The sequence below is a fragment of the Vibrio profundum genome (genome assembly GCF_050337555.1).
In the GTDB taxonomy this organism is placed as follows: domain Bacteria; phylum Pseudomonadota; class Gammaproteobacteria; order Enterobacterales; family Vibrionaceae; genus Vibrio; species Vibrio profundum.
Genome location: NZ_JAKJTA010000020.1, coordinates 33,454 through 45,923, shown reverse-complemented (window position 1 = coordinate 45,923; position 12,470 = coordinate 33,454). Strand labels below are relative to the sequence as shown.

Below are 12,470 nucleotides of genomic sequence, written 5' to 3'. Positions count from 1 at the left end.
TAACTGGGAGAAACACATCCAAGAGACTAGGCTAATACAAATAGTCATAGCGAACAGTCACCGAAATAAATACTCACTCTTTCGGCGATAAATACTTGTACACGTTGCTGATAACCCCTTCCAATTGATGCCAATCTTTTGTCAGTAAATGAGATTGAGCCTTTAAGTAATCAACCACCTCATACTTTCTCGCGGCTTGGAACGCAATCATCATTGCACGCAACGCACCAATAGTGGACATTGTATCTTCTTGATTAAATTCAGCCCTTAATAAAATCTCCTGCTGCGTACTCATGAAATAATCTCGGTAAGCTATTTCTAGGCTCATTTCCCTTCCTTACAACACAAATTGGTATGCTGACACTCACTGGTATTTGGTCGCCTTAATCTTGTAATTGTAGCTCTCTCACCGGTAGCCTAGGAATCTTTGTCACGCAAGCTTTGCCGATAGTGACGCACCTCTAAACTACATACCTTCGTTGCACCAAACTAGTTACACCGCCCTAAAAAGTCGCAACGAAATGAATAACAAGTCACGAAAATAAGTTAACAAGGCACGACAAATCTAACTAAAAGTGTGCGATAAGTACAATAAATGCCATTAACAGTTATTTACAAAAAGAAAAATCGACGATAGGATGAATCAACGTTGATTGTGATGGATGTCACCAAATGAGTATTTATGCAAACAAGGTAAACAAGTTCTATGGCGACTTTAAGGTATTAAGCGACGTTAGCTTTAAATGTGAAACGGGAGAAATCCTTGTCATTTTAGGCCCTAGTGGCGCAGGGAAAAGCTCATTATTGAGAATGCTAAACTTACTTGAGCTTGGCCAATCAGGGCAGATATCAGTTTCCAACCAAGAATTTGACTTCGCAAACATCATCACAGAAAAAAAAGGGCTCGAGTTACGCCGTAAAGTCGGCATGGTGTTCCAGCAATATCACTTGTGGCCACATATGACGGTCATGGAAAACCTACTTGAAGCGCCAAAACGTGTCAGTAAAGAGACTAAAAAACAGGCATACCCTCGAGCCATCCAGCTACTCGAAAAGCTCAAACTTGCCGACAAATCCGATAGTTGGCCGCTGGCTTTATCAGGCGGACAACAGCAGCGGGTCGCCATAGCTAGAGCTTTAATGATGCAACCTGATGTACTGCTCTTTGACGAACCAACAGCGGCCCTCGACCCAACCGTAACTCATGAAGTTGCAAAGCTGATCCTCGATTTTGCTCAATCCGGTATTACACAAGTGATCGTGACTCACGACGTCGACTTTGCGAAGAAAGTCGCCACCCACGTACTGTATATGGAGCAAGGCCAAGTCGTCGAACATGGATGCTATAGGGCATTTGATAACCCCCAAACGCCAGAATTTGAACACTATCTATCTCATTAGTCGGCGATCCTGCTGATTTCTATTTCTTAGGAGTAAACATGAACAAAGTTGTTTTAGGGTGCTTGGCACTAACGGTTTCGGTCCCAACTTTTGCAAAAACCGTTTTAAACTTCGAAACTGATGCCACCTACCCCCCATTTGAATCACTCAACTCTCAAGGCGAGTTCACGGGTTTCGATATTGATATTACCAACGCTCTCTGCAAAGAAATGAATGCAGAATGCCATTTTCATAACGTCCCTTTCAACAGCATTATTCCTTCTTTAAAATATGGTAAATACGATGCTGCAGCGTCTGCAATGAACATTACCGCAGCGCGTAGTCAGCAAGTTGATTTCACTCAGCCCTACCTTCCTGATGAAGTCGGTTTCGTGAGCAAAGATCCTGGATTAACCAAAGTAGCGTCACTGAAAGGTATCCGTGTCGGCGTGCAAAATGGCACAACTCAGCAGCAATACCTACAAACCGAAATGCCTCAGATAAACACCGTGGCTTATCCAAATGCCCAAAATGCCATGAACGATTTAAAAGTTGGTCGTGTACAAGCCATCTTCGCCGACATGGCGGTGGTATCCACTTGGATGAAACAAAACAAAGATCTCCACCTAGTGGGAACACCACTTACCAATGAAAAGTTCTTTGGTAAAGGCTTTGGCATCGCGGTGAATAAAGGTAAGCCTGAGTTAGTCAAGGAACTCAATCAAGCGCTTCAAGCCATTAAAGCCAACGGCAGCTACGATAAAATTTACCAACACTACTTTGGATAAATAATGATGCTATCCGCTTACACCTCAAAGTTGCTGATCGCAGCGGTCATCACTATGAAAATCGCGGCGCTGAGTCTAGTGATGGGCATGGTGATGGCGGTACTGCTCTCGGCGATGGAAATGTCTCCGTTCGCACCTATGCGTTGGTTTGTCGCGGGCTTTACGTCGATATTTAGAGGGTTACCAGAAATGCTGGTGATCTTCTTTATCTATTTTGGCTCTACGCCCGCGTTATTTGCCCTCACAGGTCACTATGTTCAGCTCAGTCCGTTCTGGCTTGGTTCTGTTGCTCTGGCGCTGATCTTCGCCTCCTACGCCACGCAAACACTACGCGGAGCATTCAAAGCTGTGCCTTTAGGGCAATTCCACGCAGCGCGAGCGATGGGCTTATCTAAGTTCACGACCCTCACACGCATTGTGTTTCCACAAATGGTCATGCATGCAATTCCAGGATTATCCAACCAGTGGCTGGTACTCCTCAAAGACACGGCACTGGTATCCTTGATTGGTGCCTCGGAGCTGATGCGTCAGGCGTATGTCACCGCGACAGGCACCAGTGATTACTTCAACTGGTATCTAAGTGCTGGCGCTATTTACCTTGCCATTACTCTGTTGAGTAAACGCGGAATAACAATGATTGAGCGGAAATTCCATATTCATGGTCACTCTGGGGCGGCAGGATGAACGAAACCTATTTTTATCAAATGTTACATGGGCTACTCACCAGCCTAGAATTGACCGCCACTTCCGTGGTGGTGGGCATTGTTCTCGCGTTAATGATGACGATTACCCTTGTTCTGCGTATCCCTGTCTTACTGCATGTCAGTAAAGCTATCGTTGTCGTCATCACTGGCACGCCACTCTTGGTACAAATCTATTTGGTCTACTATGGGCCGGGCCAATTTACGTGGATTCGTCACTCGCCAATGTGGGGCTTATTGCAGCAACCATGGTTTTGTGCCATCGCCGCCTTTTCGCTCAATACAGCGGCATACACCACCCAGCTATTTAAAGGGGCCTATGATGTAATTCCCAAAGAAATGCACCAAGTTTGCCGAGCTTTGGGATTACCCACGCTATACCGGCTAAAAATCTTGCTGTCGTACGCCTTGCGCCGAGCGCTTCCTGCTTATTCCAACGAAGTAATTCTGGTTTTTAAGGGAACATCACTGGCCAGCACTATCACTATTATGGACCTAATGGGGTATGCCGAACGCATCAACACAATGACTTACGATACTCTAGTGGTCTTTAGCATTGCAGGCGGATTGTATTTTGCTATCAACAGCGTGCTAACGCTCGCGTTTCGAATGATGGAAAAGAGCGCCTTGCGGTTCGAGCCTTCTCTGACTCCTCAATAACGAGGCGAAAGGAAAAAGTACCAAGAGAAGCGATCCGCTCTCTTGGTACTTACGGCATTACCTTCTGCTTAACAGAGTTACGAGAAACACACGTCAGCCCAACGAGCTAACCCCGCGGTCACTGAGCCAAAATAGTTACCGCTGACAATTGGAATCGATGGCAACTGGGATTCCACCGCTTGGCGTAAAATAGGAGAACGTGCTGAGCCGCCCGTCATAAAAATCCTATCTGGCGTACGCCCGCCTTGCCGGACAGCCTCATCCACTAATTCCACGATTTTAGCCCGCGGTGACTCAATGGCATCGACCATTTGATCGCGTGTCACGCCTAGTAATACATCATTCTCAGACAGTATCTTTAATGCCACCTCGCAGCTGGAATGCTCAGACAAAGCGATTTTGGCTTCTTCCGCTTTACGAACCAAGTTATAACCCAGCGTCTCGCTATACACTTTCATTAGGCGAGCTAATTTCTCTGGCTGTTGCGCTTCTTTTAATAACTGCTTTAATACTGGCAGGTTGGCTCGACCATAGAAATCGTTCTGCGCGACCACGTTATTAATGGCGATTGGATTCCAAAATTGGGTTCTTGGGATATCTATTCCAGATAACGTTTTGCTACCACGACCTAACTCATGCATAAATTGGTTAAACGCTAGATGGATATCTAAATCGTTACCGCCGATGCGCTGGCCACTATGTGCCAGCAAGTTTTGCGTGCGATCATGTTTACCGTGCCAACTTGGCCCCATTTCAATCAATGAGCAATCGGTCGTACCCCCACCAATATCGACCACCAATACCAACTGATCTTGTTCCAAAGTAGCTTCAAACTCCAGCCCCGCCGCAACAGGCTCGAATTGGAATTCAATATGACGAAAGCCCGCTCGGCTAGCGGCTCTTCTTAGAATAGACTCAGCTTGCGCGTTCGCTCTTTCGCCACCTATGCCGTGGAAATTGACAGGCCGACCGATCACAGCATCAACTATGGACTGCTGGGTATAAGATTCAGCATTGTGTTTGATGTTGGACATCATGGCACACACCAAATCTTCAAAGAAACTGATCTGAACGTCATGTAAGCCAGAAGCTCCCAGAAATGACTTGGGGGATTTTACGTAGTAGAGCTCACTGGGATCCTCTAGGTAGCGATCGAGCGCCGTTTGACCAAAAGCAATGTCTTCTGGATATATAGAGAGATCCTCTTCACGATTGAGGTTAATTGCTCGGCGCAGCACTTGCTCACCAACCTTGTCGCTTGGCTTAATACCATGATGCTTAAACAAATGCTCAGAGACTGACTCGCGTGTAGGAGCCGATAAAGCTGAAAGCATGTAGTGGCTATCACCATCAATTGGCAAAAGCTCAGGGTTGCCATCAATCATTCTTGCAACCGAGCAATTCGCCGTCCCATAATCAAAGCCAATAAACATCCTTCACCTCTCTATCACTACTCGAAAAAGGGCCGAGATCCTACCTGAAGCAACGACCAAATACTAGACACGATCGATGAGATTTCGGACCAGTTAACGATATGTTCATCCGATTGAACAACAAGATCATCATCGGTAGAAAATCTTATATTTCTAAAGAGGGTCAATCATTCCATCTTGCCACCAACCCTCCGGATAGGACCGATCTGTTATGATTAAAAACCATAGTAATAATATTTTATTATCAGATAAGGAATGAGCATGCTGAACCCTATTTGGCTAAATACCTTTAAAACCTTGGTAAAGATCGGGCACTTTACGCAAACTGCGGAACGACTGCATATGACCCAACCGGGAGTCAGCCAACACCTAAAAAAACTGGAGCAAGCGTGCGGACATACTCTGGTGCAACGGGATAAAAAGACTGTCGAGCTAACGGAACAGGGACGGCTGATGTATCACTTCGCCTTGCAACGTAGCCAAGAAGAAGCACGCCTAATGGAAAGGCTCAACTTCGATTCCCCTTATTCAGGTGAGTGCCGACTCGCGTGCTCGGGCTCCCTCGCCATGCGCTTATACCCCAAACTGTTACCGCTACAACAACAGCATTCAGAGTTACGCATTCACCTAGAAGTAGCCCCCAACCAGACCATACTCAATGCAGTGCAAGCTGAGCAAATAGACCTTGGTATTGTGACGCATATTTCTAGTCTAGGTTTATACCGAGGACGAGAGCTCGGCCAAGAGCCGCTGCGTTTAGTGTTACCAAAATACTTGCAACACCAAACCGTCACTCCAGAATTGCTCGAACAGTGCGGCCTAATTGATCACCCCGACGCACAACATTATTTCTCGCTTTATCTCGATTTATGTGGCGACGCGAAACTTGCTCAGCTTCGCTTTGAGCAACTTCCTCGCACCGGATATATCAATCAGCTGAGTCAAATACTGCTGCCAGTCGCACAGGGGCTGGGCTTTACGGTGTTACCAGAAAGCGCGATACAAAACTTTGCGTTGCGGAGCAAACTCCACGTGGTTGAAGAGCATCAAGCGGTCATGGAAACGCTTTTTTTGATTCACAAGCGTGGCCGAGAATTACCCGCGCGCTACGCCACTCTCACCGAACAATTACTCTCCTCTTTTCCGACTTCATAACAAGAAGGCGCCTGTAATCTGAGCGTCATCAAGTCGTCATGGTTCTATCACTCCAGTGAATTCCTGCTGTCACATCGATTTCCTACGATGTAATCCGACAACAGAATAAGCAGAGACAGTTTGGAGGTTTGTATGGACATGGTTAGCCCGTTTCGTTTACCTAGAAAAACGCCGTTTGGCATCGGCGAAAAATTTGCAGAGCGCGCCACTGGCCTACATCAATTGAGCAAGTTCTATGCGCAGCGTCCCGTCGGTTGCGATACGGCCGCTTTTTTACGTTATACCCTGCAAGTGTTGGGCATTGATTACCAAATCACTAGCGGAGAGCTCAAGCAGGTACCGACCCATGGCGCCACCATTATTGTGGCCAATCACCCGTTGGGGTGTGTCGAAGGGGTCATCTTGGCTGAGCTGCTGTTAATGATTCGTCCTGACGTAAAAGTCCTAGCAAACCACCATCTAAAATCTGTGCCTGAATTAAATGAACTGTTCATTGGCGTCGATGTATTTCAAGGGCAGCAAGCTCACCACGCTAACATTAAAGCTTTTCGCGCGGCTTACCAGCACTTGCACCAGCAAGGTTTGTTGCTGATGTTTCCGGCTGGAGAAGTGTCCGATTTGGTCGATATAAAATCTCGACGAGTAGAAGATAAGCCTTGGAGCCGTTCATTGAGCGCCCTAATCAAAAAAAGCAAAGCGACAGTGCTGCCGATGTACATTGAAGGCAGTAACTCCAACCGTTTTTACATGGCTGGCAAAATTCATCCTATGCTACGCACGCTAATGTTAGGGCGAGAGCTACTCAACAAACAAAATTGCTCAATCAATATCGCCATCGGTGACAGCATTCGATATAAAGAAATTCACAACTTAACGGATGATGACATGGTCAGCTATCTACGACTCAACACCTATTTGCTGCATTCGTCTGTCGATACCACAACTCGTTACCCAGCTCTACTTTCGAACTCTAGCCAAACCATCGCGGCACCTCTACCTCAGCAAGCGCTCCTCAAAGATATTGAACATATCCCTGAAGACGACCACCTACTGAGCTCTAATGGCTTCGAAGTATACTGCACCAGCGCCCAACGTATCCCTGCGCTTATTCAAGAGATTGGCCGGCAAAGGGAAATCAATTTTCGAGCCGTCGGTGAAGGAACAGGCCGCGCAATTGACCTCGACCAATTCGATGCATACTATCAGCACTTATTTGTCTGGGACAGCAACAACCAGTGCTTAGTCGGGGCGTATCGTCTGGGGCTAGTCGATCAAATAGTGCAACGTGAAGGCCTTGTCGGGTTATATTCCAATACGCTATTTAACTACAATGAGCAATTTATCAGCAAAATGGGGAAATCCATCGAACTAGGCCGTTCAGTGATCTCTGGCGCATATCAAAAGAGCCTCAACGCCCTGTTACTACTATGGAAAGGCATTGCAACCTTCGTCAGCCGCCACCCAGACTACACGCATTTATTTGGCCCTGTGAGCATTAGCAACGAATACAGCTCACAAGCGCGCCAACTGCTCACCGATGCAATGACTTTGCATCACTACGATCACGATCGAGCGCGCTACGTCAGTGCCTCCCACCCTTTACCAGAACGTCCGCAGCGCTGGGATAACCAACAGCTCAGTGCCTTAGGGGATTTACAGCTTTTGTCACGGGTTATCGCACGAATTGATCACGGTAAACACGTGCCCGTTTTACTGCGTCAGTATTTAGCTTTAAAAGGAAAGTTGGTCTGCTTCAATGTTGACCCGAATTTTAATAACGCGTTAGATGGGTTGATCGTCGTTGATCTTAATGCGGTGCCGTCACGCACACTGGAGCGCTATATGGGATCAGAGAAAGCTGAGAATTATCGCCGTTACCATAGTCTATCAATGGCTTGCTAATCTCATGGTATTCAAACGCCAACCACAAAGAATATAAGGCGTTTGAATAGCTGAATCTTCCTTCCTTCCCTTGCCTTTCACACAATCCGTCTATAATTACCAAAACGGGTTCGAACCAAACAGCGCAAGGAAGGTGTAATGGGAGAAAATACAGAAGCACAGCAACAGGATTGCTCAATACCATGGCAAGTATGCTATTGATAGCCAACCTTCAACGACGCGCCTAACTTTTCCTTGGTAAACGACAAGGACGACTCACCCGTGGCATCAGAAAGGAGAAGGAAATCAAAATCTGAAATAGGGTCCATGTCTATTCGCGGCCGATTTTTACTCGCCCCTATTCTCGGTATTATGCTGACCATTATTTATTACATTGCCACCAGCAATGTGATTTACCAGCACTCCGAAATTTTTTCCAAGCTAGAAAAAAAACAGATCCCAGAAATCGTCAATTTCTCTGAAATGGTGATGACCCTCACCCAAGTGCACAATGATTTATCGTCATTATTACGCGCGCAACTTGAAGCGCAAGATCAAGAAACAGTTCATGTTTTAGGCAGAGAGATTGTCCAGAGTATTTTGGCCACTGAAATCAAAATCAATCGCTTTCTCACCGAGAATAAACACGAATTAGCCGACAATAAAATTATCTACAAAACCATTAATGACAACTTCATCAACTATAAAATAGCGGCGCTTGCCGCATTAGAACTGACAGGTACCAACCCACAACTGGCCAAACAGGAATTGTTGAACGCCGATATCGCAATGCACAATATTATTGCCGCATCTCAAGCATTAATGCGGCACAGCTGGCACGAGTTGATGGATCAATATCAAACAATTACTGACTCCAGGGGTGATCATAACCTGATCTCTATCATCGCCATCTTTTTCATCGCCCTTATGATTATTTCAGCGCTCTATTTTTCCAAGCGAATGACCCAAGACATCGTCAAAATCAACAGCGCACTCGTCAAACTGTCTCATGGACACGAAGATGTAACCGTGCCAGCACTACATGACCCATACCTCAATGAACTCTCAGAAGCGGTGAAAAAGTTCCAACAAACGCTTATCGAACAGCACTCTCAAGAAGCTCAGCTCACCAAAATCAACGGTGAGCTCATTGAACATAAAGCTAACTTAGAGCAAATAATTCAGCAGCGTACAGAAGAAGTAAAACGCTCTTACGAGAAAATTAAAGAGGCCGAAAGCAATCTTGTCGAAACACAAAAACTGGCTTCCCTTGGCGCGCTTGTCTCGGGTATCTCCCACGAAATCAATACGCCTATCGGAATATCGATGACAGCAGCTTCGCATCTTATAGAACAAACAGAGCGGATTATTGAACAGAGTAATTCTGAGCAGCTCAGTGCTAAAGAATTTACCTACTACACCGAAGACGCCTTAGAGGTTTCACAAATCATTGTTTCCAATATTAAGCGGGCGGCGGAGCTGATTCAAAGCTTTAAAGGGGTGGCGGTCGATCAGACCAGTGAGAAACAACGGGAATTTGAGCTAAGGCGATATGTGGGAGACATCTTGACCAGCCTAGGTCCGCAAACCAAAAAAACCAAACACAAGATCAACCTGCACTGTCCGAAGGAAATACTCGTCAATACCATCCCAGGTGCGTTATCACAGATTTTAACCAACCTCATCATAAATTCGTTTGTACATGGTTTTGAAGAATTGGACCAAGGTACGATTGATATTGTTATCAATCAATCGGATGACAATATCGAATTGGTTTATCGAGACAACGGCTGTGGGGTGTCGGAAGACAATCGTTCGAATATCTTCGAACGTTTCTTCACGACCAAACTAGATCGTGGCGGTAGTGGGCTTGGCACACATATTATCTATACTCTAGCGACCAAAACGCTCAAAGGCAGTATTACCTGTTCTAGTACGTTAGGGGAAGGAATTGAATTCAAATTAATCTTCCCCAGCCAGTTAGAAGTAGAGTCCGAAAATAAAAATGTTGAACATAGCGCAAGCTAAGCTAGCCTCATGAATGACTCGCCTAATCGAGGCTATCACTACTCTCTTCAATTTTTTCCACTTTCTTTGACACCCCTAGCGTATCAAACAACTCTGAAAAACGCTGAGTCAATTTGTGCTTAGGGTGGCTAAAGATCATCGGTTTTTGCTCAAAGTGAGACTCTTTCATTTTCACAGATTGCGGTAAATATGGCTCGAGCACAGGTAGGCCCAAACTTTTAACCGACTCGATGATCTGTTGCGGAAAGCGGGCCTGAGCATTAAACATATTCACCACCACACCTTGTAATTCTAAATCACGGTTATGATCGTCGCGCAATTCCGCTAAGTTATCTAATAAGGTCATCAGAGCCTGTTGGGAGAAGCTATCACAGTCAAAAGGAATCAACAGCTTCTGAGCGGCAATTAGCCCTGCTTTACTGTAGAAATTAAGGTTTGGCGGAGAATCGATGAAGATACAATCATAATTTGGTTGCAGCTCATTCAGAGCATCTCTGAGTTTATAGATTTTATAGCGACGCTCTAAATCATTTTCCATCGTCGCCAGACGGGGGCTTGAAGGAATCAGGTCTAAGTTATCGTGAGCGGTTTTGTGCGGAAAATCTTTGATAGGCGTAGAGAAAGAGAACCAAGAAGCAGTTTGATCAAAGAGATCGGCAATGGTCTTATCGCTTTTTTGCTGGATGTCATAGCCCAAGTAGTGGCTGCTATTGCCTTGTACATCTAAGTCAATCACCAACGTTTTGAGCCCTAATTGAGCGCTAACCGCCGCGAGATTTACTGTAATACTGGATTTGCCAACCCCGCCTTTTTGGTTAAATACGATTGTTCGCATGTATATCTGCCTCCATATAGATCAAATAGATACCTTCGCCATGCCTAGCGCCAATCAATACTAGCGCACAAAGTGCGATAGAGCGTAAGTTTCCACTGAAACTGGGCGCTAGGTGTCTGTTGAATTTCAGCAAATACGATTAAGGGGTAAAGCTTTTATATCGTGCTTCCCTCAGCCCATTCTGGCGCGTGGTGGATTGATAAATCAGATCCTCGCGCACCGTATCAAGATTTGGCCGATTGAGATGAGTCACTAACCCTAGTTTTTCTAACGTTAGTAACACCCACCAACCGGGATCATGTTCACCTGGCAGCAAGCCAAGCAAAGCGGAATTTGGGTAAGCATGATGGTTGTTGTGCCATGACTCCCCCATCGACAGTAACGCTGCAATACGTAGGTTATAGCCTTGTGCCGCCGCGCCTTTTATCTGCCAATGACTTTCACCGCAAGTATGAGCAAAATAGCTAATCAGCCAATGTCCACCGACGGACAATGTCACCCGAACTGAAACGCCCCACACTGCCCACTCCAACCCGCCAATAGCAAACAAGATGGCGGCAAGCATGAGTTGATGCCATATCCATGTCTTTTCGAGCCAAGTATAAAAACCGTCTTTGCCCACTCTTCCTTCCAGAACCACGCGCGGGGCATGGGCCAGACGAAAATCGCAATTGAGCTGCCACCACGCATCTTTAATTAGATCAGCGCCGTGCATAAAGTAGTCATGACAACGTGGTTGTCTCTGCGCCCAATCTCTTACATCGTGCTGCACCAACATACCAATTGGACCTGCCATACCCACCCAAGTGCCAATATACACTAAAGTGTATTCCAACCACTTCGGGCAACAGAAAGAACGATGGATAAGCAAACGATGGATACCCAGCGAGTGTCCCAAACAGATAGTCACAACAAACAGCAGGATAAATATTCCAACTGATGACCAAGAGAAGAAGAACGGTGCTAGTGTCAAAGAGATAATAAGGTGGAAGTTAAACCATAAAGATTTAGCCGGCTGCCAACGAACATTGCCCTCATAGGCGTTCGACGTGTATTGAGAGTGCACTCTATTTATTTTAGTTATATTGTCTGCAATCATCCTGATCTATCGACCTAACCCATACCTCAACGGTCTTAAGGTGCCTGAGTATATGATCGGTTAAGCCCAACACTCCTCATCGATATTTAACGTCAATCCATTTATAGAAAATATGTATTACATCCTGTGATTATAAAACACTGGAATGCATATCACATTTTCCCGTCCGGGGATTTATATCACTATCAATCAAAAAAAGTAAGACAAGGATATAGAATTTGTGCGGTTAATTATATTTAGAACGTGGCATTCCCTCTCAGATGCTAATCACGTGTATATATGGCAACCACAACGAGGTTATTAGCTGAATTTATATATCCATCCAAATAAACCCACTAGTGACTTAATAATCAATAATGGCAGCCAAAAAATGAACATTGCCACTCGCACGTTCGTAAAAACATAATTACATCTGAATGACGAATGAGATTAGATAATTTTGACGAATCTGTAAGTGGCATATTTATATCAGTCAAATATTTGTCATATTTGACTGATAGGCTGACGCGA

At 45.5% G+C, this 12,470-nt stretch carries 11 protein-coding genes; 7 read left to right on the top strand and 4 right to left on the bottom strand.

Annotation, left to right across the window (positions count from 1 at the left end):
• Positions 1-73: 73 nt before the first annotated feature.
• On the bottom strand, positions 74-328 hold the full coding sequence (locus L4C34_RS16920; RefSeq protein ID WP_428790523.1) for a hypothetical protein: 255 nt from the start codon (positions 326-328) through the stop codon (positions 74-76).
• Between the two features lie 344 nt (positions 329-672).
• Here L4C34_RS16920 and artP point away from each other — a divergent pair, with 344 nt between their 5' ends.
• The 4 genes from artP to artM are packed head-to-tail and all read left to right on the top strand — an operon-like array spanning position 673 to position 3,529.
• On the top strand, positions 673-1,401 hold the full coding sequence (gene artP, locus L4C34_RS16915; RefSeq protein WP_428790522.1) for an arginine ABC transporter ATP-binding protein ArtP: 729 nt from the start codon (positions 673-675) through the stop codon (positions 1,399-1,401).
• A gap of 38 nt (positions 1,402-1,439) precedes the next feature.
• Entirely contained in the window at positions 1,440-2,168 is a 729-nt protein-coding gene (locus L4C34_RS16910) for a transporter substrate-binding domain-containing protein (RefSeq protein ID WP_428790521.1), read from the top strand.
• A gap of 3 nt (positions 2,169-2,171) precedes the next feature.
• Positions 2,172-2,852, top strand: a complete 681-nt coding sequence (locus L4C34_RS16905; RefSeq protein ID WP_428790520.1) for an ABC transporter permease subunit — start codon at positions 2,172-2,174, stop codon at positions 2,850-2,852.
• Complete coding sequence (gene artM, locus L4C34_RS16900) at positions 2,849-3,529, top strand: arginine ABC transporter permease ArtM (RefSeq protein WP_428790519.1); 681 nt, start codon at positions 2,849-2,851, stop codon at positions 3,527-3,529. The genes L4C34_RS16905 and artM overlap by 4 nt, the downstream gene beginning before the upstream one ends.
• A gap of 77 nt (positions 3,530-3,606) precedes the next feature.
• Here artM and yegD read toward each other — a convergent pair whose 3' ends face one another.
• Positions 3,607-4,962, bottom strand: a complete 1,356-nt coding sequence (yegD, locus tag L4C34_RS16895) for a molecular chaperone (RefSeq protein WP_428790518.1) — start codon at positions 4,960-4,962, stop codon at positions 3,607-3,609.
• 261 nt (positions 4,963-5,223) lie between these two features.
• Here yegD and L4C34_RS16890 point away from each other — a divergent pair, with 261 nt between their 5' ends.
• From L4C34_RS16890 to L4C34_RS16880, 3 genes are all read left to right on the top strand, one after another.
• Positions 5,224-6,117 carry a LysR family transcriptional regulator gene (locus tag L4C34_RS16890; RefSeq protein ID WP_428790517.1) on the top strand — a complete coding sequence of 298 codons (894 nt, stop codon included), beginning with the start codon at positions 5,224-5,226 and terminating at the stop codon, positions 6,115-6,117.
• A 132-nt stretch (positions 6,118-6,249) separates the two neighbouring features.
• Complete coding sequence (locus L4C34_RS16885) at positions 6,250-8,019, top strand: bifunctional lysophospholipid acyltransferase family protein/GNAT family N-acetyltransferase (RefSeq protein WP_428790516.1); 1,770 nt, start codon at positions 6,250-6,252, stop codon at positions 8,017-8,019.
• Between the two features lie 306 nt (positions 8,020-8,325).
• Positions 8,326-10,026: a sensor histidine kinase gene (locus L4C34_RS16880; protein ID WP_428790515.1), complete on the top strand. Its 1,701-nt coding sequence runs from the start codon at positions 8,326-8,328 to the stop codon at positions 10,024-10,026.
• A 22-nt stretch (positions 10,027-10,048) separates the two neighbouring features.
• Here the strand turns inward: L4C34_RS16880 and L4C34_RS16875 are convergent, their stop codons facing one another.
• Together L4C34_RS16875 and L4C34_RS16870 are read right to left on the bottom strand one after the other, a co-directional pair.
• Positions 10,049-10,861, bottom strand: coding sequence for a ParA family protein (locus L4C34_RS16875; protein WP_428790514.1), 813 nt, complete (start codon positions 10,859-10,861; stop codon positions 10,049-10,051).
• A gap of 139 nt (positions 10,862-11,000) precedes the next feature.
• Complete coding sequence (locus L4C34_RS16870) at positions 11,001-11,927, bottom strand: acyl-CoA desaturase (RefSeq protein ID WP_428790513.1); 927 nt, start codon at positions 11,925-11,927, stop codon at positions 11,001-11,003.
• Positions 11,928-12,470 lie beyond the last annotated feature (543 nt).